Below are 20,162 nucleotides of genomic sequence, written 5' to 3'. Positions count from 1 at the left end.
TTGAAATTTAGGGATACTGCCGGATACAGGAACACTACCTTTAAGGCCGCCTCGTCCGCTTATCGTTCGGCGAGAATGACGGCGACCGGCATTCCCTCGTCGGCAATGGCGGTCGTCATCCAGAGGTTAAAGCCCGGGAACGGTCGCGTCCCCGGGCGGCCGGATCATGCCTTGCCGGTGACCTTGTCGGCGACGTGCTTGGCGCCGTCCTTGACGTCCCCGGTCGCCTTTTGGGCCTCGCCCTTGAGTTCCTGGGCGTGGCCCTCGGCCTTCAGCTTGTCGTTGCCCGTCGCGTTGCCGATGCCCTGCTTCACGTTGCCGACGGCCTCGTTGGCCAAGCCCTTGATCTTGTCGGTGGTGCTGCTCATGGCGGTTCTCCATCGCGGCCGGATCGGTCACGGGAACGTCGAACGGCCTCGGATCGCAGGTCGTTCCCCGGGGACGGTCACGTCTCAGGCATCGAAGGTTTGCCCGCAGGGCGAGGGTGGAGGATGACGTGACGCTGTCGCGGTTCGGGGCCGTCGCCACCTTCCAGGTGACGTTCACGGAGTTGTTCATCGCCGCCACCGTGATCGCGACGGCGGCCTATCGGTTCGGTTGGCGCAGCGTCGCGTTCGGGTCGTTCCTGGGGGCGGCCGGCGTCGCGGTCCTGGCGGCCCTGTTGCAGGTCGCCGCCTACCGGATCGCCTTGCACTGGCTGGACTGGATCTCCGCCCTGCTGCTGCTCGGGTTCGGCCTGTACCTCGCCTACGAGTTCCTCACGGGCCTGGGCGAGCGACACGGCCCGGACGTTGGACCCCATGGCGCCGGCTGGGACCTGCCGGTCAATGCCGGAGGGGTCGGCGTCGCGGCCTGGGCCTTGGCGGCGGAGGGGCTGGAGATCCTGGTGGTCTGGCTCGGCGTCTCGCTGCGCGAGGGGCCGGCGACCGCGACCACCGGTGTCGGGGCGGGGCTGGCCGTCGTCGCCCTGCTGGGCTTGCTGCTGAGGAGCGCCCGCATCTTCCGGCGCGTGCCCCCCTACGTGTTGGATGGCATCGCCGCGGTGATGGTCACCGGCTACGGAGTCTACTTCCTGTGGCTCGCCTATTCCGGTGCGGCCTAGCGTGACGTCGGTGAGGCCGCCGCCGGTTCCGCTCGTCGGCGCGGCCATCCGTGCGGCTCGCGATGCCGGCCCGGAGGTTCCTCGTAGGAAGCCTCGGCGTCGGCTTCAGTGATGGACATGCCCCATCTCCGCCTGTGCCCGTTCCGAACCCTGATCGGGATGGGCGGGATCATAGACCTGCACCACCGACATCATGCCTCCGTCCTCGTGTTCGAGGATGTGGCAGTGGAAGACGAAGAACCCGATCTGCTGGCGCGCATGGAAGGGGATGGTGACGAAGACCCGACCCGGCCGACCGTCGTCGGCGGCCGGGGGGACCGGAAGCGTATCGTGCCAGACGTCGACGCCGGCATTCGGGGTCGCCCCCTGCGCCTCGGGCACGTAGCCGGCGATGATGTTCGTAGGGTCCTGGATGGAGAGCGGCCCTTGCGGGACCCCCGTGTCCGAAGCCTCGGAGAGACGGAACTTGCCCTGGTGGATGTGGAAGTTGTGCAGTTCCTTGGTCGTGTTGATGAGCTCCCAAACCTCCTGCTCCCCGTAGCGTGCGCAGACGTGGGGAATGGACTGCGGGGCGGCCATCGCCTCGTGGGGGAACACGCTCGGCTTGACGGTCGTGTGTGCCGGATCGATGGGCGTCCCGTCCCCGGCGACGACCTCGCTGCCGAGGCGGAATTCCTTGCCGTCCTCGCTGTTCGCGAACGTGATCCGGCGCCTGGCGGCCTGGCCCGGCGGCAGCACGATGCAGTTCTCCGGGGCCGCCGCGGCGGTCGGCGACATTCGGGCTTTCGCTAGGGGGGACGCGCCGCCGTTGCGGGGCAGGACGATTTCGGGCAGGCGCCCGGCCGCCGGCGCGAATGCCGCGTGCATCCGAGGTGTCGCCGCCATGGGAGCCGGCGCCTCGATGCGCATGAGGTCGATGCGCGGCCACGGATCGCCGGCGGACCCGGTGGTGATCCCGGCCGTTCGCAACGTCATGGTGCCCGCACCGGGTCTGGGCGCCGGCAGGAAGATCTCGGCGCGTCCGGCCGGCATGAGAAGCAGCGACTTCAACTGCACGCCGACCTTGAGGCCGGCCCCGCCGGCCGGCACGGTTCCGGCTATCAGGCCGTCGACCGTGACGACGTCCATGGCCTTCGGTTCGTCCGGCGCGGCGTCGTCGCTGATCTGCAGCAGATAGCTGACGTTGGCGCTGAGGTTCGCGATGCGCAGGAGTTGATTGCGCCCGGCGACCATTCGGTCCGTCGGGAAGGCTTGGCCGTTCACGGTGAACATCCACACGGTCGAGGTCGGCGGCGCCGACCCCTTGTCGGGAGCGAAGCAGAAGCCGGGGATCGCGGTGGACGGGGTGTCCGGCGGGTTCTTCGACGATGGATTTGACTGGGAGGGGCAGGCGCCGGGTGAGTAGGCATCCCCCTTGAGCCATTGCGCGACGGCCCCGGCGCTGGTCGGCTTGTCCGGCGTCGCGTCCGCGCCGACGCGAAGCTGGATGTCGCGTAGCGCGACGTAGCGGACATCGGTCCGGTCGAGGGCGGCCTTGGCCGCGGGGTTCAACCCGGGGGTCGCCTTCAGGTCCGCCAGCGTGTCGCCCACTTGCAGCAGGCCGGATTGCCCGGCCATCACATCGATCCTGGCCTTGCCGTGCACGTGGGCGTGGAACCAGTTCAAGCCGCTCGGATAGGGATGGTCCGGGCCCCCGCCCCAGAACAAGGCGCCCGGCAGCTTCGCCGGGATCGTGATGGCGAACTTGGCGGTCTTACCGGGTTGATCCTCGACGTAGACGGAGTCGCCGTAGGGCGGGCACCGGCGCGGCGGAACGATGAGCCCGTGCGTGTGCAGGTTGATGCCGCTGTCCGGAGCGGTGGGATCGGCGAATTCGTTGGTCAGGTCGAACCGAAGCGTGTCGCCGGGCTGCGCCGTCACCAGGAACGGCCGGTACAGGTTCTCCTTCCCCGCGCTGTAGCCGGGAAGCGTGACTTTGTACGGACCGACGTCGTCCCGGAGCGCGTTGCGGACGTATAGGTGTGCCTTGACCCGCGATCCGAACGGTCCCGGCGCCGGGCATCCGGCCCCGGTCGGCGGCGTGGAGGCCACGGCAGCGCCCGACAGCGGGCGTGGCGGCTGGAGATCGGCTCCCCGGGAGAGCGATGGCGCGACCGCCGACACGAGCGTCGCAACCAAGAGGATCGGAACGCGCATCGACGGTCCTTCTCTCATTTGGTCGGCCCGAAAGTCGGAGCACGGACGAACGAAGTCCGTTCGGGCCAGGGGTAAATCTTGCGAGACGATCTCAAGGAATCGATGAATAAGGGGGCTACTCTACTCGTTCGAACGTGAGCGTCGAGACCATGTCCTGGCCGGTACGCGTAAATTTGATCGGTGCCGTCTTGATCGTAAGCAGCTTTCCTTCGATCTCGAAGAAACGGGTTTGGTCGCCCCCGATCCATTCCGGCCGCCACGAGGTTAGGATGTGGTGGATTATCTTGTTTCCTTCGACTTTATAAGTGCCGGCGTAGGCGCCGACGATGCTCTTTTGGAGCGCCACCCGCTCCGCATCCGTGTATGCCGCCGCTGCCGGCCTCGGTGCATCGCCGCTCATCAGAAAGACGACCACATGACCTCCTGGCGAATACTGAATGTATCCGGTCGGTCGGTCGCCGAAAGGCCGAGTGACCTCATTCGTGTCCAGGAATTCTTGCGAATATCCGTTCAGTTGCCACGTCCCAACGACGGGCAGGTTTTCTGCCGAACGGGCCGGCAAGGCGATCACGCCGATACAGAGCACGAGCCCGACAGAGACGGCATCGGTCCGCTTCATGGTCTCTCCCTCCCTACTGAACCCTCAGGTCCGAGCCGCGTTCGTCGGTCGAATAGGGTAGTACGTTTCGTCGATTACCACTACCTCTGAAGACTAAGGTATTGTCTCAGGCCGAAATGGGTTGGCACAGGTCGAATTTTGTATTCCCCGGTCAGTCCGGGGTGAGCTCGGCGTTTGGTCCGCTGCATATCCTGACCTTGCACCCACTGGGCTCTCGGCTTTTGTCTGTGGTCTGCGCGCAGGCCGCCTCATGATCGCGTTTCGATGAGGGACGAGTCTGGATGCGACGGCGGACTTGCCATAGGGCCACCATCCACGTCATTCCGGTTCGCCTCTGGCACGTCCCCGTGAGCACGACCCTGCGAGAAGGGGCGCACCCGGCCTCGATCCCGGCAAACGGTGAGACGCCTTTGCGGTCTTGGCGGCCAGGGCGTGTACCGCGCCGAGGCGGAAGGCTGAGCCGCCCGCCCGCAACTGGAGCATCGTCAGCCCCGTCTTGCGCGCCGGCGCCACCATTGCGCGGCGGTTGCCCCGGCGCTGCGCCGGAATGGGCGCTCGCGCCTTGAGCCCGGACCGCTTCCAGCCCCGGTGCATCATCACGCGCGCCGCCTCGGACGGTACCGCCCGCGCATCGCCGGCGGTCGACCGCGAGCACGGCGCCGTGCCGATGTCGGCCCTCGACGCCTGCAATCGCCGTTTCAGGCGGGCCGCGGTCGTCTTGGCATGCGCTGGGTTCGCCCCAAAGGGGGAACGGTCGACCAAGTTCGAGTTGCGTTCGCCCCGATGGACCACGAAGCTCGACGAGATCCCGGCCGTGAAGGCGGCTTGCGAAGCAGGATCAAGGGATGCCGGTATCCTACACGGCGTGACCACGCAGCCACGGCACGATGGCGGCCGCCAGTTCGGCCGGCCGCTCGATGGGGATCATATGTCCCGTACCCTCGACCACGACCATCGTGGCGCCGGCGATGCCGTCGCGCAATTCCCGGCTCTCGTCGAGGCTGCGCAGGGCGTCCCGTTCCGCGGCGACGACCAGGGTGGGGCAGCGGATCGAGGCGAGGCGGTCGAGGTCGCCGGTTCGCTCCTGCGAGGCGTGCCTGACGAACACCGCCCCCCCGACGCGCTCGCTCATCGCCCGCACCCGCTCGATCATGGCCTCGTCGTCGGCCCGGTCGGGGTGCAGCGAACTCAGGACGCCGTTCCGGCTCAGCCCGCGGAAGCGTTCGGTGTCGACGTTCCTCGCGGCGAACGTCTTTCGCCGTGTCTGGGCAGAGGTGTCGGCCCTGGCCGACGTCGCCACCAGGACGAGGGCCTGCACCCGGTCCGGCGCAAGCCGTGCGACCTCGCGGGCGACGTAGCCGCCCATCGAGAACCCCACGATTGCGAAGCGGCGAGGCGCCGAGGCGAGGACGTGGCTCGCCATCCCCTCGATTGTCGCCGAGCGACTGAGATCGCCGTGGGAAACCTCGCCGACGTCGCCGAAATCGGCGACGACATCGTCCCACAGGGAGGCATCCGCCATGAACCCCGGGAGCAGGAGGATGTGCATGTCCGGCGCCTCGCCGTCGTCGCTCACGCACTAAGGGCTGGGGTAGCCTGGACCCACTTCGTCCCGCCGTCGACGGGCCGCAGGCCCATCGTGCTCTTGAAACGGCCGGAGAGGAGCGTGGCGACGTGATGCTCCGGCGCGGCCGGCTCCGGGAGCATGAGCGTCTTGCCGTCGTCGCCGACGGGGATTTCGTCACCGAAGCTTTCGGCGAAATCGACGGCTTGATCCTCGTCATCGACGCGGTGGGCGGCGTGCACGAGGTCCGGTTGGTTCAGGTCGCGGCCGCGCACCACCCGCGCGTGGGGCGCACCGTCGCCGTCCTTCCAGCACACCCAAAGCACGTCCGCCCGGTCCTCGGCCCTCAAGGTGGCCCGAGAACCTCGGCCGCCGTGGGAATTGGTCACGACGGCGATGTTGAAGACGACTTGGTGCCAATCGGACATGGATGCCTCCGTGGAGCGGAGGGCCATCCTGGACGATGCGTCTTAAGAGTGTTTGACCCGGGGCCTCAGGCTTCCCGTCGGCCGTATCGCCCATCGACGGGCGCCTCGAAGTAGCGCCGATGGGTCACGCGCACGTCCATCTTCTTCCGGAGGGTGCCGGCGGTGAGGGGCTCCTTGTGGAGTGCGGCGCCACGGATGGTCCAGGTGCGCAGCCCGGACAGGATCTCGTCGGGCGTGAGGGGGCCGCGCTCGGCGATGAGCTCGGCTATCTCCCCCATGACGCGGTCCCAGAACTCCTCGGCCCGGAAGCGGTCGAGTTGGTTCTCGACCTTCGCGAGGCGGGCGAGGACGCGGGCGGCCTCGTCGGCGGCGGCCTCGGCCCTGGCGACGAGCGCGGCGTTTTCGGCTTGGAGGGTCTCGACCATGCCGAGCAGGTGCTCGCGGTCCTGCTTTTCGTCGGCGGCCATGGCGGCGGCGGCCTCGCGCTCGCGGGAGAAGGCTTGGGTGGCCTCGCGCTTGGCCTGTTTCCAGAGGTCGAGGGCGAGCGCCTGCCCGGCGGCCTTCATGGCCTTGGACATGTCTGTGGGTTCGAGCTTGGGGTCGTAGCCGCGCTTCTTCCGCCACGCGCGCAGGTGCTTGCAGACCTCGCGCGGCGAGCCGCCGGTGGGCAGGGCCTCGCGGACCTTGCGCAGGCTGGGCCGCTCGCCCTTGGCGAGCATGGCGTCGGCGACGAGGAAGACGGTGAACTCGGACGGCATGGGTGCTCCCCGGGGGTGCGGGAAGCATGCCCGGTCCGGGTTAAGCGAGCGCTGCCGGCGGGTCCCGCGAAGGCGCGGATTCGCGACTCGTCGCCCGGGTACCGGGTAGCGCCATCCGATACCTCGCGCGCGATGGTTTTCGGCCTGTTGGCTCAGGGGCGCGGTCCCTCGACCGCGCCCCGCCGTCAGTGCTTCCAGAGCTTGCGGAGGCGGTTGACGAACGCGTCCTTCCTCATCTTCCGGCCATCGGGGCGGACAATGCGGACGCTTCCGGGGGGCAGGTCGAAAACCCGCTTGATGACCCGCTCCAGGGTTTTGACGCTGCAGTCGGACCTCGCGCGGCGATGGCGAAGGCTAGGCTGGGTGCGTTCGGTGTTTGTCACGGACATGATGCAACGCTCCTTTCGATAGGAGGCGCGGTCGCGTGATTACGATAAGCGGGTCACGACCGACGACCTCACCCGCGCCCCGAAGGTGCGAGGGATTGGCGGCGGCCCCCGGTTCGACCGGGGGTTCGGCCCGGGCGGACATCCACCCAGGTGTCGCTTGGAAGCGCTGCGCGCGACCGGACCCACTGTTGTGAAAACTGACGCGGCTCCGCCGGGGGTCAAGGCTGTCGGCGTTCGAACGCAGCCTTGCTCGGCGGCATATGGTGATTGGTTGCAGGCGGCCATCGACCTCAGGGCGGATTACCGCCGGGTTGAGCACGAACAGCGCGGTCTGGGACGCTTGGCCCGGTGGACCGGAACCACCGGGCGTGTTCTCTATGTGTTCGCGAAGGGCGCCTTATGCGCGGTCGCGTACCATCGTCGATAAGGACTCGTCCTTCCCGGATTGGCCATTGGAGGTCGGGTCGGACGAATCCCTTCGGAATGGCATAGCTTGCCCTTGTGGGCTGCCGGCGACCTGTCTTCAATGGACCCCAGGTGGGATGGACCGATGTCCGGTTGGATGACCAGCGAGCAACGTTATGCGTGGCAACTCCAGCTGCACCTCAAGCTGAGGATGCTGAGCGGCGTCGCCTTCCAGGACTTCTTCGCCGACGTCATGACCCGCGCCCACAGGGACGATTTCATCAAGACGCGTCCGCTCGGCACCCTCGGCGACAGGGGCTGCGACGGCTACTTGGCTTCGGTCGGCCGGGCGTTCGCCTGCTACGGCAAGGTGGACGATGCCGCGCCGAGCGTGCCGAGCATCATCGAGAAGATGGACGAGGATTTCGCCAAGGCCAGCGGCCACCTCAGGAGCGCCATGAAGGAATGGCACTTCGTCCATAACCTGCTCGACGGAACCGCGACCGATGCGACGGTGATCAAGCTGGAAGAGATGCGTCTCGTCCATGGCGGTCATAAGTTCGGGCATTTCGGCCGGGCCGGGTTCGAGGATGCGATCTTCGGCATGCACGAGGCCGACATCATCTCGCTGATCGGCATGGCGGTGACGGCCGAGGACACCCGGAACATGAAGATCAAGGATGTCGCCGATCTGGTCGACGGCATCATGACCGCCATAGACGAAACGCCCTTCGACGGGAGCATCGAACCGAAGCCGGTGCCTTCAAAGAAGTTGGAGATCAACAAGATCCCCCCGCACTGGCGCCACACGATCAGGGGGCACATGGGCAACATCCCCTTGATCGAGGACTACTTCGGGCAGCACCTCGACGCGGAGCGTGGCGAGAAGGTCGCCGCGCTCTTCAAGGCCCGCTACGTGCAATTGAGGGAGCAGGGGCTCGCGGCCGGCGACATCATGCAGAAGCTCTACGAGGGCATCGTCGGGATCGGGACCGTGACGAACGACCGGATCGTCGCCGCCGGGGCGATCCTCACGTTCCTGTTCGACGCCTGCAACATCTTCGAGGACAAGCCGGGTGGGACCGCGGCATGATCCTGCCCGGCAAGCACCTCTCCGGCGCGCGTTCCCTTCTCGGCGTCGGCGGCGAGATCCTGGAACAACTCCGGCATCCGCGCGACGTGTCCGATCTATGGGAGAGCTTCCGGACCGCGCATCAGGCGCGCCAGCACTCCGATCCGGTTTCGTTCGACTGGTTCGTGACCGCGCTGACGTTCCTGTACACGGTCGGGGCCGTTCACATGACCGGAGGCATGATCGCGCCGGGGAAGGGTGAGCCATGATCCTCACCCTTGGCAGCAGCCTCCCGAAGTTCAAGGAACTCAAGTTCCGGGCCGGGTTGAACGTGGTCCTCTCGACCCGTGCGGAAGGCTCCGACGAGGGGCGGACCCGGAACAGCGCCGGCAAGTCGAGCTTCGTCGAGCTCGTCCACTTCCTGCTCGGTGCCGATTGCGACAAGGGCGACCTCTTCCGCAAGGATGCCCTCGCCGGACATTCCTTCCACGGCACTTTTCGCATCGCAGGCGAGGACGTCCGCGTCGAGCGCAGCGGGGCGGCCCCGGCGAGGGTCCTCGTGGATGCCCAGGTCGCCGAGCGTCTCGGGGTCGCGATCAAGGTCGACAAGGCGTCGGGCGCGACTTACGTCTCGAACGCCGATTGGAGGCAGTACCTCGGCCACGTCATGTTCGGGCTGCCGGCGACCCTGGAGGGTTCCAGTTACGGCGAGCCCTACACCCCCGGGTTCCGCTCGATGTTCTCGTACTTCGCGAGACGCGAACGGTCCGGCGGCTTCAACTCGCCCGAACTCCAGGCGGGCCAGCAGCAGCGCTGGGATTGGCAGGAGAACCTGTCCTACCTCCTCGGCTTGGATTGGCGCGTATCCCACGCCCTCCATAACGTCCGCCAGCGCGAGCGCATGCTCAAGGAGTTGAAGAAAGCCGCGAAGGGCGGCGCCCTGGGCCCGGTGATCGGAAAGTCGGCGGAGCTTCGCCCCCTGGTCGTGCTGGCCAGGGATAAGGCCGAGAAACTGCGCGACCGGCTCTCGCGCTTCGAAGTGGTGGACTCGTACAAGGAGTTGTCGGCGGAGGCTGCGAGGGCGAAGACCGAGATCCAGGCCATCGCGCGCCGGGCCGTGTCGCTCAACGAGACCATCGCCTACCTACGCAACGCCGTCGAGGGCGAGCAGGCAACCTCCGCCTTGGCCGACGTGGAGCGCTTGTTCAAGGCCGTCGGCGTGGAATTGCCCGGCCTCGTCGTGCAGCGGCGTCGCGATCAGGTCGCCGCTTTCCAGGCGTCGGTCCTCGCGAACAGGCGGGCTCACTTGACGGGCGAGATCGCGCGCGCGGAAGGCGAGCTCCGCGACGGGGAACGGCGCTCGGCGTCGCTTGAGGTCGAGAGGACGCGCCTACTCCGCGTCCTGAGCGCGGGCGGCGCGCTCGAAGACTTCGTCGAATTGCAGGCTTTGCTGGCGGAAGCCGAGGCTTCGCATGCATCCCTTCAGGAACGTCTGAAGTCCGCGGAAGCGCTCGAACGGGAATCGACCCAACTCGACGTTGAGCGCGGCAACATCAAGCTGCAGTTGAGCGCCAACCTTCAGGACAAGCAATCGCATACCGAGGACGCGATGCTTCTCATCGGAGGGGCGATCAAGGAATTGTACCAGGGCGACCGGACCGGAGGCTTCGAGGTCGAGGCGACCGACAACGGCGCGGAGTTCCGCATCACCATCCAAGGCGACAGCGGCGGCGGGATTTCCAACATGGAGATCTTCTGCCTCGACTTTGCGCTGTTCACTCTCTGGCAGAGGAAGAAGATGGGGCCGGGCTTCCTCATCCACGACAGCCGGCTTTTCGACGGCGTCGACGCGCGCCAAGTCCTCAAGGCACTCGAACTGGGCAAGGCATCGGCCGAGACGTTCGGCGGCCAGTACATCGTCTGCCTGAACTCGGACGTCCAGGAAACACTGTCGCCGGGAACCGCCATCGCCTGGGACGATGTAGTCGTAAAGCCCGTGCTTTCGGACCGCGAGGACGGGGGGCTTTTCGGCTTCCGCTTCGACTGACCCCGCAGTTTCGTCCGATCAGCCGACGGCGGCGGGGAATATCGCATCCGCGGCCCCCTTCATGAAACGGCCGGTGGTCGGCAGCAGCAGCAAGGCGATCCGCGTGGCGCCGTCCAAGCGCAGCACATGGCCGCTCATGGCGGCCCGGTCGCTGATCCGGCCCGGTGTCGGCGGTATCATATCGCGGAGCAAGCCCTGGACGAACTCGTCGAGACGCACGAGGGTCAGGTCGGCGGGCAGGACGTACCGCTCGACCGCATCGATCAAGGCTCGGTTCGAACGCTCTTCGGCACAGGCGTCGCGACCTTCGGGGGTAACGGATAGTCCGTCGTTGCGACCGGCGACCCACCTCACCTTCCGCAGGAAGTCGACATAGTCTGAAAGGCGTGTCCGCGAGACGTATGTCCCGTCCCCACCCGCCTCTCCGGCCTTGAGGAGAAAGGCCGCGTTGCCGCGCGCCGCGGCCACCAGGGCGTCGAAAGGCCGGCCCTCGTCCCTGATGAGCCTCAATAGTATGAAGATCCGGCCGTAGACCGTCCGGTCCGAAGCGAAGACGTTGTAACGGTCGGAGACCACGTTCGGAGCCTCGACGACGACCGTGTCTCCCAGATCGCCGAAGCAGACCGGGTGCTGCGAGTCCCGGGGATTGCCTACGACCAGCCTGCGTCGTGCCTCCTCGAACAGCCTGGCGTACGTGATGCCGCCCGCCAAGCGGTCGACCCTCTGGTCGTTCTTCCGGATCGGCTGCTCGAAGGCGCGCAGGAGAGCATCCGAGAAATTGGCCTCGAACGCGTAGGCGTCGCCGGTGGCGAACATCGCGAAGGATTGGTCCAGGAGCTGGGCGAAGGTTCTGCGGGTACGGCCGGCGTGGCACGTATCGAGTATGCAGACGATGCGGGCGAAGTTCGCGTCCCTGGCCTCGTGCAGGAGTTGGGTCAGGGACATGACCTTGTCGTTGCCGCCGTCGTCGACGCCCAGCACGAGATTGAGGTCGTGCGTCTCCCGGTTCGTGCTGTGACCCACGAAGTAGACGAGCAGTTCGGTCTCGGCCCCGACGCCGCGGGCCGCCTCGAAATGATGGATGACCTCGGTGCGTCTCGGGTTGTGGAGCGGCACCGGCATTCCATCGGGATCGAGGAGGCTGCGGTAGCCGTAGCGGTCTTCGACGAACAGCTTGGTCCAGCGGTCGGTCAAGCCCCGGATTCGCTGGGGAGACGGCCTGTCGCGGCCCTTCGCCAGCCAACTTCCGATGACGAGGGCGCGCCTGTCGGGCATCAGGAGATCCCCGCATCCTTCAGCGCGGCCTTGATCGCCGCCTTGGCCATCGGGAGCGCGATATTCTTGCCGAACACCTTCACCCTGACGACGAATGTTTCGTTCCGGCCCTCCTCGCCGGCCTGTGCGTCGCGCTTACGGGCCTCCGCGATCTCGTTCAACGTGAAGACGAACGACTGGTAGTAAACCTTGAGCATGTCCGGCTCGACCGCGACGTGCATGAGCCAGTGAAGCACGGCGTCGATGCCTTGCGCCCCCTTCGGCGGGGGCACCGCTTTCGGCTTCGGGGAGGGCAGATCGAGCCGACCCGCAAGCTTGTCGAGTTCGGCTTGGATGTCGTCGCGCAGCCCATCGAGGTCGAGGCCCGCCGTCGCAACCCCGCCGGTCACGAGCTCGACGCGGATGTCTGCCTTGGCCATTGGGAGCCGCTCCGTATGCTGGGGTGCGGGTTTGAGTCCGCGCTTGGCATCAATCCTAGATTGTATGGCCACGCGGTACTCGGCAAGTAGGAGGCCCTCACAGGAATGCATCTCGCCGCCGCGTGCGGGTCCTGCACTCCGGCTTCCGGCGTCGCCGATCCAGGAAACCTCCTTGCACCGAAGAGCGGGAACGGCCCTGAGCCGCGTCGGCGCCCATCCCGGCCGACCGGCTTCCGCCCCGGCGCGGCGGCCTTCCCGCTCTTGCCGTTGGACATGCGACCACACCGACCCTCGACCACTTGTCGATGTCCTTGCGAGCTGTCACGCTTAACTTCGGAGGGGCGCCTTGGGACACATAGACGTCACACTGAAGAAGCTTCTCTCGGGGGGAGCCCCGGAGTTTCTCCAACAGATCGGCTTTCCCAGAAAGATCCACTTTCTGCCCGGCGAGGTGTACGAGGATACGGAACTTAGGGTGGATGTTCTCGCCCGCAGTGTGACCGGCGAAGGACCATTCCTTCACGCCGAAATGCAGGCCAACAATCATCCTGAAATGCTCATACGGATGCTGCGTTATCGCGGAGGCATCGCGAAGAGGCTGGTGGACGAAGGGAGGCACGTCATCGCCGCAGGCGCACCGATGCCCGAGATCGACCAAATCTGCGTGTATGTCGGTCGGCAGGACATGTCGATGCAGCCGAGCTTCGAGAGCCTCGGCGACCGTTTGAGTTTCAGGCTTGTGGATGCCCGCAACCTGAGGGCGGACAAGCAACTGGGAAGCGCATCCATCAACGACGTCGTGCTGAGCGTGATATGTCGCGATGGCTCGACGCCTCAGGTGGTGGAGCGTATCTTGAACCGGATCGCAGTTCTGGAACCATCGGCCCGCTCGGATGCGTTCGTCCGTTTGGCGATGCTGGCCAATTTGCGTGGCGTGAGGGACAGGGTTCTCGCGAGGAGAGGGGAAATGGGTTTCTCGGTCGATGTGAGCGATGTGCCTTTGTTCGAGGACGCCTTCAAGCGCGACCGGACTTCCACGACCCGGAAGGCATTCGCCGCCATGATCATCAACGCCTTGGAAAGCAGGTTCGGGGACGAGGCGGTGCCTCACGGCATCAGGGACACGCTTGAGGACCTGACCGAAGACGCATTGCTTCGCATGAACCAGAGGGTCGCGGGTTCGAAGTCGGTGGAGGAAGTGCTGGGAAACCATATGCCCGCTTCCTCCAGAACTTTCCGCTAGCGGCCGTCGGGGCCGAAACCGAAAGACGACGAACGTCACGGGCTTCGACCGTAACCTTCGATCAATCGGCTCATCGCCGACGCGCATCCGGGTATGGGCGACCGATCCCGACCCATTCCTTCGTGGCTTGCGTCACCGCCGCATGCGGGCCCTGAACTCCAGCTTCCGGCGGCGCAGGCCGGTGGCCGACTTCAGGAGAAATGCGTCGAGCGCCTCGCACCGCCGCCCCGCCTCGGCCTCTAGGAGCCCCGCGACCGAGGGCCCGGCATCGGCGTAGAGCAACGCGGCGAACCTCGCCCGCACGGTCCTCGACACCACGCCGGCATCGTCCTCCGCGTCTCGCGGCATCACCGAACGCTCCGGGATCTCGGCGAACGAGCGCCAGAGGTCGAAGGCGGTCCGGTCGTCCTCCACCAGCAGCATCCGGCAGGTCTCGGGCGTCACCGGCAGGTGCCGGCGCGACCAAAGGCGCTCCTCGTCCCCGGGCTCCCACTCGGCCGCCACCCGCGAGCGGAAGGCCCTGTACTCCTCGCAATCGTATCGGCTCGGGGCTGCCGCCTCGAAGAACAGTTCGCCCTCGGGCAGGCGGTCCACGTCGCCCGGCGTCGGATGGGCGCCGAAACGCAGGAACCGCGCATAGCCGACGGTGTCCCATGCATCGCCCTCGGCGGCCGGGCCGGGCTCGCCGACGTAGGTCACCGGGTCCAGCGTGAAGACCATCCTCAGGCCGCCCCGGCGGTCAGGGTCGGCGACCACACCGAGACCGACGTCCTGGCAGATCGCACAGTGCGTGCGGCCCAGCGGGGTCAGCTTGGGGCGGGCGAAGAGCAACGCGTTCTCCTCGCCGTCCTCCCATTCTCCCCGGGACACCGTCGCCTCTGCGTAGGCCACCATCCGCGTCAGAAGCGGGATCACCGGGGTGCTGCCGCCGTCGTGCATGGAGGCGGCCGGACCGTGGAAGACCATCTCGTCCTTCGCGGCGTCGAAGCCGAGTTCCAACCGGCGCGCCTCGGCAAGAAACCGGGCGAGCTCGAAGCGGCGCCCGGGGTTCGAGAGGTGGTCGGCGATCCGGTTGATGTCCCCGGCAAGCTCCGCGTCCGGTTCGAGTTCGGGTTCGGCGCGGAAGGGCTCCAGGAAGGCCGCGACCGCATCGGCCAGATCGGCGAGCAACGCCCCCTCGTCGACGGCATGGCCATTCTTGCGGGCGTGGCGCGCGACGGCCTTCACGTGGTCGACATGGGCCCCGATGCCGGTCGCCAGCCGCTTCGTGACCGGCTCGCCGGCCATCTCGCCGTCCGTCAGGTAGAAGCGTCCCGTCGCGCTGGGCTGGCTCGCGCGCCCGGCTCCCACAAGGACCTTGGTCGGCTGCAGCCCGAAGCGGCGCAACATCGACGTCACGGCGCGCGTCGCGGCCAACGCCTGTTCCCGCGAGAGCTTCCGCGGGCCCTTCCAGCCGCTCTTTGGCTTCGTCATCTCCGCGGCGAAGGCCAGGACGGCGGCGGGGCCTGTACTGTCCAGGGCGTCGTCCATCATCGCCTTCACGGTCAAGGTGGCGTCGGTCGTCATGGTCGGTCTCCGGTCAGGGGGAGACGGGAGCATGCGATCCGCCGTCGTCTGTCGCATTAAGAGTATGCCATACGCCCCCAAGGACAATTTGGCATAAAGATCTTCGCCAATTGGCTTAGCGTGGCCTGGAACTGGCCACGCCCCAGGGCTGACCATCCCCGCAACGGCTTCAGCAGCCGCATGCGGACCATCACATGTCGACCCAGTTTCGCTGCGTGACCATCTCGCCATCGCCGCAGTTCGGCTCAGGCATCTCGCACTGGCCGCTTACCCGTGGGGCCTTCGCTCTCGGCGTTACCAGCGGCTCCTCGGGGTAATCTTCGATATACCGGACCTCCCTGAACCCGGGCATCGATTGAGCAACGAACCAGCCGCATCCATCGGGCGCCGGGGTATCGGGTAGCGCTACCCGGTACCTCGATGACGAGTCGTGTTTCCGCGCCCCGGGCCGGGGGCCTGAACGGCCTGCGGCAGCGCCCCGGCAACGCGGGTCCTGTGGATCCCCGCGTCCCGGGCTTGCGCCGGCGGGACGGTCGCGACACGGTCGACGCAGCCCAGGAGAACGGTCATGATACCCGCGAGCCCGCATCCGACCGACTGACGCCGGAGTGCCGCCGCGTGCCGAGCCTCCGCATCCCGCGAGGCTCCCATGTCACCCAGAACCCTGTGGTCGAGCGACCACCATTTCCACCACCGCGCCATCCTCGACGAGCGGATGGCGGTCCGCCGACCGTTCGCCTCCATCGAAGAACACGACGAGACGCTGATCGCCAACTGGAACGCGGCCGTGCGGCCGGAGGACACCGTCTGGCACCTCGGCGATTTCTGCTACCGTTGCCCCGAGGAGCGCGCCCAGGCGATCTTCCGCCGCCTCAACGGGCGCAAGTTCCTCGTGCGCGGCAACCACGACAAGGTCGGCGCCCGCCTGCCGTGGGACGGGCCCGTCGTGGACGTCGCCCGGACCGTGGTGCCCGATCCCGAGACGGGCGCGCCGGTCGGGGTGTTCATGTTCCACTACGCCTGCCGTGTCTGGCCGCGCATGCACCGCGGCGACATCCACCTCTACGGGCATTCCCACGGCACCTTGCCGGGGACCGCCGCCAGCACCGACGTCGGCGTCGATTGCTTCGGCTTCCGTCCGGTCACCCTCGCCGAGATCCGCCTTCGCTTGGCCGAGAACGCCCAAGCCTATGGGGATGGGCGATGACCGCGCGTAAGCTCTGGGTCTTCAGCGACCTGCACCAAGACTGGATGGGGAACGCCTGGGACCCGGCCGCGCACGCGCCGCCGGACGGCTTCGACGTGGCCGTCGTCGCGGGCGACGTGCATATGCCGCTGATGCGGGCCCTCGATTGGTTCGGCGAACGCCTGCCCGGAGTGCCGGTCGTCTACGTCCCGGGAAACCACGACTTTTGGTGGGACCGCGGCGATGAGCGCTACACGATCCACGACCAACTAGAGCGCGGACGCGACCGTGCGGCCGCGCTCGGCATCCACCTCCTGCTCGACGAAGCGGCGGTGGTCGGCGGCACCCGGTTCCTGGGCGGCACGCTCTGGACCGACTTCCGGCTCGGCTCCTTCTCGCTGGCGCACGCCTCCCGTACCGCCCAGGGCCGCGACGGCATGGTCGACTACCGTCGAATCCGCACAGGGCCGCGCTCGCGCGACCGGATCGAGCCCGAGGAGATCCTCGCCATGCACCGCGCGACCCGCGCCTTCCTCGACGCCGAGCTCGCCCGCCCGCACGACGGGCCGACCGTGGTGGTGACCCACCACGCCCCGCATCCGGACAGCCTGCCGGACCGGCACGCCCACCTCGCGTGGTGCGACGCCTCCGACCTGACGGCGATGATCGAGGAGCGCGGGCCGAACCTTTGGGTGCACGGCCACGTCCATCGACGCTCCGATTATCGGATCGGATACACCCGTATCGTCTGCAACGCCCGCGGCCACGTCGACGAGCCGACCGGCTTCGTGCCCAGCCTCGTCGTTGAAATCGCCATCGCATAGGGCTGCAACGGGTACCGGCCTGGGGATCCACATGACGATTGCGGCGGAGTGCGGATGGACCGCCAAAACTGGCGCCGGCGGCGTTGACGACCGGGGTTTTGTACACTTTATGTTCACGGGTGATCACGGGTCACCGCCCGCATCCCGGAGCCCTCCGTGCCCCCTCTCGACGGCCTCATACCGGACGCCCGTCCGCTGCCCCCGGGCGGCGCCGCAAATCCCGTCCACGCGTTCCGCTGGGCCTGACCGGGCATACCACCGGCGGCCCGCGCATGAGGTCGCCATGAATATCCACACCTCCGCCGAACCTCTCCTGCCTCAAAATTTGGACAGCCAGATCGGCCTCGTCTTCAAGCGCTTGGCAGGGATCTACGAAGCGTGCGGCCAGTCCGGGCTCGAAACCGCCGTGCGCGCCACACTCGTCGCACTGGGCCGGGTCGCCCTCGAAGAAGGCGAGCGCCGCGCCCGCACCCTGTCAGAACGGACCGGTCCGCGCCCCGGCGACGTCCGGGTCACCGCCCAGGCCCGACGCACCGGCGACCCGGACACCTTCGACGTCGCCGACTGATCCTCCGTCCGCCATCCCGCCCGGGAGAGACCAGCATGAGCCATCGCCCGCCGCCGATACCCCGGCCCGGCTCGCCGCCCTCACGCGGCGCGGCCGTCGCGCGACCCGGAAGGGTCCGGCGCGTCCCCACGCCCCTAGAACTTCGCATCCCCGAGGTCCGCCACCGCGCCTGAGAGCGCCCGGCCGCCTCGTGAAGGAGGCCGCCGTGAAGAAGTCCCTCAAGCACGTCCCCAAGTCCCAGCCCGACGCCTACGACGACATGGCGTCGCTCGACGAGTTCACCGCGACCGACCCGCGTCCGGGCCACGACCCCGCCGAGCCCGCCCCCCGATTGATCCTGGCGATGTCGCTCGTACAGGGCTCCCTGACCGCCCGCGACCGCGCACGGATCGCACGGGACACCGGCACCGCTATGATCGTCGGCGTGCCCGGCCCCGACTGGGTCGACCCCGTCGCCGCCGCCCTGACCCGGGTCGGGTCCTGGGGCGTCACCTTCAGGCGCAAGGGCGGCAAGGCGTCCGAGAAGCCCGAGACCGGCTCGGACGAGGCCGCCGTCGTCCTCGGGGCCGGCCGGAACGTCCTGGGCGTCTCGCACGACCCCGACCGCCTCCTTCCCGCCTCCCTCGTCGCCACTCAGGACATCCGGATCGACCTGCCGCCGCCGGGGCCGTGGGTCCTGCGCGCCGCCATCGAGCTCGTCACCGGCATGCGCCCACGCCGAGTCCCCCAGGGCGCCGCCCGCGGGCTGACCTTCGACGAGGTGACGGCCTGCCTGCGCCGCGGCAGCCGACCGTCCGACTGCGTCCGCAGGCTCGTCGCGGCCTCCCAGGCCAAGCTGCGTGGGGACGTCGCGCTGAACGACGTCCCGGTCCTGTCCGAAACCCACGGCTACGGGGAAGCCGCCGATTGGGGGCTACGTCTCGCCGCCGCGGTCGAGGAATGGAGAAACGATAGAAGAAATTTTTCCGACTTACCTGAGAAGTGCGCCGTGTTTTCCGGCCCGGCCGGCGTCGGAAAGTCAAGCTACGTCCGCTCGCTCGCCAAGACCCTGGGCATGCCGCTCGTCGCCACCAGCGTCGCGGCCTGGTTCACGTCCGGCGGCTACCTCGACCAAGTGCTCAAGGCCATCGACGCGGTGTTCGCGCAGGCCGCATCCCTCAGCCCTGCGGTTCTTTTCCTGGATGAGATCGACGCGATCCCGAATAGGTCGAGGATCGACAGCCGTCATGCCGAGTATTGGATCGCCCTGACCTCGCACATCCTCACCAAGCTGGACTCGGCGACATCAGGGGACACTTCTCGGCTGGTCGTCGTCGGGGCGACCAATTTCCCCGAGCGCCTCGACGAGGCGCTCATCCGCCCCGGGCGCCTGAACAGGGTCATCCCGATCCACATGCCCGACCAAGCCGCCGTCGCCGGCATCCTCCGGCAGCACCTGGGTGACGACCTCCCCGGCGCCGACCTCGCGCCGCTCGCCGTCGTCGGCCTGGGCTCCACCGGCGCGGAGATCGCCTCCTGGGTCCGGGGAGCGCGGGATGCCGCCCTGTCCGAACGCCGACCGATGTCCCTGCCCGACCTCGTCGCTCGCATCGCCCCGCCGGAGACCCGCTCGCCAGCCGCACAACTAGCGGTCGCCCGTCATGAATCGGCTCACTGCCTCGGAACCGAGATTTTAGCGGTCGGAACCGTCGAGGCCGTCTCCATCGTAGGGCGCGGGCGCTTCGCGGGGCGGACCAACGCCCGGCTGCGCGCCGTCGAGACCATGACCGGAGACGAGATCGACGCCCTGGTCGTATCGGTCCTCTGCGGGCGGGCCGCCGACGAGCATTGGGGCGCGCCGACCTCCGGGGCCGCGGGCGGGACCGGCAGCGACCTCGCCGTGGCCACCCACCTCGTCGCTTGCAAGCACGGTTCGTACGGCCTCGGGGGCACCCTGGCGTACAGGGGGCCTCCGTCGGAAATCACGGCGCTCGTCGAGAGAAACCCAGGCCTCATGGCCATCGTCGAGGCAGACCTGCGGCGGCTGTACGAAACCGCGCAGGCGCTGATCAGGGATAACGAGGCGGTCGTCGAAGCCTTGGCCCGCCGCCTCGTCCGTTCCCGCATCCTATCGGGCGCCGAGGTCCGGGCCGTGATCGGGTCGCCGGAGCTTCCAGAAATCCCAGTAGACACCCGCCTCGCGGACGTGGGAGGCGCGCATGGATGAGGAACGCATGGATGCCGCCGTCGCCGAGGTCGTCGTCGGCCTCGTCCGGGCCCGGCGCGACCTTGAACCGGCTACCTTCCGCGACATGGTTGGCGCGATCATGATCAAGATCGACCAGGGATTGGAGTTAGCCATTGAGCGGGCCTACCGACGAAGGCCGGCCAAGCAGGAGGGAAACGTCGTCTTGTTTCCCACCGCGCCATCCAGCGAAGGTTCAGGCTGAGGCCCGCCGGGGTCGAACTTCGAGAGGCACGCCGCACTCCATCCGTTCCACGGGTGGACCAGCTCTCCAAGT

19 protein-coding genes and 1 pseudogene are annotated in these 20,162 nt (G+C 67.7%); 11 read left to right on the top strand and 9 right to left on the bottom strand.

The window, feature by feature from the left end; all coding sequences use genetic code 11:
• Window positions 1-164 precede the first annotated feature (164 nt).
• Entirely contained in the window at window positions 165-368 is a 204-nt protein-coding gene (locus ME121_RS09740; RefSeq protein ID WP_059408752.1) for a CsbD family protein, read from the bottom strand.
• Window positions 369-496: 128 nt separating this feature from the next.
• On the opposite strand from ME121_RS09740, the gene ME121_RS09735 reads away from it, so the two are divergent.
• Entirely contained in the window at window positions 497-1,102 is a 606-nt protein-coding gene (locus ME121_RS09735) for a hypothetical protein (protein ID WP_206406786.1), read from the top strand.
• A 105-nt stretch (window positions 1,103-1,207) separates the two neighbouring features.
• Here ME121_RS09735 and ME121_RS09730 read toward each other — a convergent pair whose 3' ends face one another.
• Window positions 1,208-3,298, bottom strand: coding sequence for a multicopper oxidase family protein (locus ME121_RS09730; protein WP_059408750.1), 2,091 nt, complete (start codon window positions 3,296-3,298; stop codon window positions 1,208-1,210).
• A 115-nt stretch (window positions 3,299-3,413) separates the two neighbouring features.
• Window positions 3,414-3,917, bottom strand: a complete 504-nt coding sequence (locus tag ME121_RS33505) for a lipocalin-like domain-containing protein (protein WP_089231306.1) — start codon at window positions 3,915-3,917, stop codon at window positions 3,414-3,416.
• Window positions 3,918-4,464: 547 nt separating this feature from the next.
• On the opposite strand from ME121_RS33505, the pseudogene ME121_RS33500 reads away from it, so the two are divergent.
• A pseudogene (locus ME121_RS33500) lies at window positions 4,465-4,722 on the top strand (DUF4113 domain-containing protein); the annotation flags it as partial.
• Between the two features lie 51 nt (window positions 4,723-4,773).
• Here the strand turns inward: ME121_RS33500 and ME121_RS09720 are convergent.
• The 3 genes from ME121_RS09720 to ME121_RS33495 form a co-directional block, all read right to left on the bottom strand.
• The gene (locus ME121_RS09720) at window positions 4,774-5,466 is read right to left on the bottom strand and encodes an alpha/beta fold hydrolase (protein WP_059408775.1); all 693 of its coding nucleotides are present in this window, start codon (window positions 5,464-5,466) and stop codon (window positions 4,774-4,776) included.
• 23 nt (window positions 5,467-5,489) lie between these two features.
• Window positions 5,490-5,909, bottom strand: coding sequence for a hypothetical protein (locus tag ME121_RS09715; protein ID WP_089231308.1), 420 nt, complete (start codon window positions 5,907-5,909; stop codon window positions 5,490-5,492).
• Between the two features lie 65 nt (window positions 5,910-5,974).
• Window positions 5,975-6,667 (bottom strand): DNA-binding protein, encoded by a 693-nt coding sequence (locus ME121_RS33495; RefSeq protein WP_089231310.1) that lies wholly within the window; start codon window positions 6,665-6,667, stop codon window positions 5,975-5,977.
• Between the two features lie 939 nt (window positions 6,668-7,606).
• Between ME121_RS33495 and ME121_RS09700 the strand changes: the two genes are divergently transcribed.
• The 3 genes from ME121_RS09700 to ME121_RS09690 are packed head-to-tail and all read left to right on the top strand — an operon-like array spanning window position 7,607 to window position 10,580.
• Window positions 7,607-8,554, top strand: coding sequence for an ABC-three component system protein (locus ME121_RS09700; RefSeq protein ID WP_089231314.1), 948 nt, complete (start codon window positions 7,607-7,609; stop codon window positions 8,552-8,554).
• The gene (locus ME121_RS09695) at window positions 8,551-8,802 is read left to right on the top strand and encodes an ABC-three component system middle component 6 (RefSeq protein ID WP_059408745.1); all 252 of its coding nucleotides are present in this window, start codon (window positions 8,551-8,553) and stop codon (window positions 8,800-8,802) included. The genes ME121_RS09700 and ME121_RS09695 overlap by 4 nt, the downstream gene beginning before the upstream one ends.
• Window positions 8,799-10,580 (top strand): ABC-three component system protein, encoded by a 1,782-nt coding sequence (locus ME121_RS09690; RefSeq protein WP_059408744.1) that lies wholly within the window; start codon window positions 8,799-8,801, stop codon window positions 10,578-10,580. Before ME121_RS09695 ends, ME121_RS09690 begins: the two co-directional genes overlap by 4 nt.
• A gap of 18 nt (window positions 10,581-10,598) precedes the next feature.
• On the opposite strand, the gene ME121_RS09685 is transcribed toward ME121_RS09690, so the two are convergent.
• Entirely contained in the window at window positions 10,599-11,855 is a 1,257-nt protein-coding gene (locus tag ME121_RS09685; RefSeq protein WP_059408743.1) for a hypothetical protein, read from the bottom strand.
• Window positions 11,855-12,274 carry a hypothetical protein gene (locus tag ME121_RS09680; protein ID WP_059408742.1) on the bottom strand — a complete coding sequence of 140 codons (420 nt, stop codon included), beginning with the start codon at window positions 12,272-12,274 and terminating at the stop codon, window positions 11,855-11,857. The genes ME121_RS09685 and ME121_RS09680 overlap by 1 nt, the downstream gene beginning before the upstream one ends.
• Before the next feature lie 346 nt (window positions 12,275-12,620).
• Between ME121_RS09680 and ME121_RS09675 the strand changes: the two genes are divergently transcribed.
• Window positions 12,621-13,517 carry a hypothetical protein gene (locus tag ME121_RS09675; protein WP_059408741.1) on the top strand — a complete coding sequence of 299 codons (897 nt, stop codon included), beginning with the start codon at window positions 12,621-12,623 and terminating at the stop codon, window positions 13,515-13,517.
• Between the two features lie 132 nt (window positions 13,518-13,649).
• On the opposite strand, the gene ME121_RS09670 is transcribed toward ME121_RS09675, so the two are convergent.
• Complete coding sequence (locus tag ME121_RS09670) at window positions 13,650-15,083, bottom strand: hypothetical protein (RefSeq protein ID WP_059408740.1); 1,434 nt, start codon at window positions 15,081-15,083, stop codon at window positions 13,650-13,652.
• Between the two features lie 649 nt (window positions 15,084-15,732).
• Between ME121_RS09670 and ME121_RS09665 the strand changes: the two genes are divergently transcribed.
• From ME121_RS09665 to ME121_RS09645, 5 genes are all read left to right on the top strand, one after another.
• Window positions 15,733-16,290, top strand: a complete 558-nt coding sequence (locus ME121_RS09665; protein ID WP_059408739.1) for a metallophosphoesterase — start codon at window positions 15,733-15,735, stop codon at window positions 16,288-16,290.
• Window positions 16,287-17,093, top strand: a complete 807-nt coding sequence (locus tag ME121_RS09660; RefSeq protein WP_059408738.1) for a metallophosphoesterase — start codon at window positions 16,287-16,289, stop codon at window positions 17,091-17,093. Before ME121_RS09665 ends, ME121_RS09660 begins: the two co-directional genes overlap by 4 nt.
• 283 nt (window positions 17,094-17,376) lie before the next feature.
• Window positions 17,377-17,661, top strand: a complete 285-nt coding sequence (locus tag ME121_RS09655; protein ID WP_143739266.1) for a hypothetical protein — start codon at window positions 17,377-17,379, stop codon at window positions 17,659-17,661.
• A gap of 205 nt (window positions 17,662-17,866) precedes the next feature.
• The gene (locus ME121_RS09650) at window positions 17,867-19,867 is read left to right on the top strand and encodes an AAA family ATPase (protein ID WP_143739267.1); all 2,001 of its coding nucleotides are present in this window, start codon (window positions 17,867-17,869) and stop codon (window positions 19,865-19,867) included.
• Complete coding sequence (locus ME121_RS09645) at window positions 19,860-20,090, top strand: hypothetical protein (RefSeq protein ID WP_059408735.1); 231 nt, start codon at window positions 19,860-19,862, stop codon at window positions 20,088-20,090. Before ME121_RS09650 ends, ME121_RS09645 begins: the two co-directional genes overlap by 8 nt.
• Window positions 20,091-20,162 lie beyond the last annotated feature (72 nt).

The sequence above is a fragment of the Methylobacterium sp. ME121 genome (assembly GCF_000974725.1).
GTDB classification, from domain to species: domain Bacteria; phylum Pseudomonadota; class Alphaproteobacteria; order Rhizobiales; family Beijerinckiaceae; genus Methylobacterium; species Methylobacterium radiotolerans.
This window is presented reverse-complemented; position numbering and strand designations above follow the sequence as displayed.

Bases quoted from the DNA above. Each gene is read 5' to 3' on its own strand.
- ME121_RS09715 (WP_089231308.1), bottom strand. From the start codon at position 5,909: ATGTCCGATTGGCACCAAGTCGTCTTCAACATCGCCGTCGTGACCAAT.
- ME121_RS09740 (WP_059408752.1), bottom strand. From the start codon at position 368: ATGAGCAGCACCACCGACAAGATCAAGGGCTTGGCCAACGAGGCCGTC.
- ME121_RS09665 (WP_059408739.1), top strand. From the start codon at position 15,733: ATGTCACCCAGAACCCTGTGGTCGAGCGACCACCATTTCCACCACCGC.
- ME121_RS33505 (WP_089231306.1), bottom strand. From the start codon at position 3,917: ATGAAGCGGACCGATGCCGTCTCTGTCGGGCTCGTGCTCTGTATCGGC.
- ME121_RS09645 (WP_059408735.1), top strand. From the start codon at position 19,860: ATGGATGAGGAACGCATGGATGCCGCCGTCGCCGAGGTCGTCGTCGGC.
- ME121_RS09690 (WP_059408744.1), top strand. From the start codon at position 8,799: ATGATCCTCACCCTTGGCAGCAGCCTCCCGAAGTTCAAGGAACTCAAG.
- ME121_RS09680 (WP_059408742.1), bottom strand. From the start codon at position 12,274: ATGGCCAAGGCAGACATCCGCGTCGAGCTCGTGACCGGCGGGGTTGCG.
- ME121_RS09670 (WP_059408740.1), bottom strand. From the start codon at position 15,083: ATGACGACCGACGCCACCTTGACCGTGAAGGCGATGATGGACGACGCC.
- ME121_RS09700 (WP_089231314.1), top strand. From the start codon at position 7,607: ATGTCCGGTTGGATGACCAGCGAGCAACGTTATGCGTGGCAACTCCAG.
- ME121_RS33495 (WP_089231310.1), bottom strand. From the start codon at position 6,667: ATGCCGTCCGAGTTCACCGTCTTCCTCGTCGCCGACGCCATGCTCGCC.
- ME121_RS09720 (WP_059408775.1), bottom strand. From the start codon at position 5,466: ATGCACATCCTCCTGCTCCCGGGGTTCATGGCGGATGCCTCCCTGTGG.
- ME121_RS09685 (WP_059408743.1), bottom strand. From the start codon at position 11,855: ATGCCCGACAGGCGCGCCCTCGTCATCGGAAGTTGGCTGGCGAAGGGC.
- ME121_RS09695 (WP_059408745.1), top strand. From the start codon at position 8,551: ATGATCCTGCCCGGCAAGCACCTCTCCGGCGCGCGTTCCCTTCTCGGC.
- ME121_RS09660 (WP_059408738.1), top strand. From the start codon at position 16,287: ATGACCGCGCGTAAGCTCTGGGTCTTCAGCGACCTGCACCAAGACTGG.
- ME121_RS09730 (WP_059408750.1), bottom strand. From the start codon at position 3,298: ATGCGCGTTCCGATCCTCTTGGTTGCGACGCTCGTGTCGGCGGTCGCG.
- ME121_RS09655 (WP_143739266.1), top strand. From the start codon at position 17,377: ATGAATATCCACACCTCCGCCGAACCTCTCCTGCCTCAAAATTTGGAC.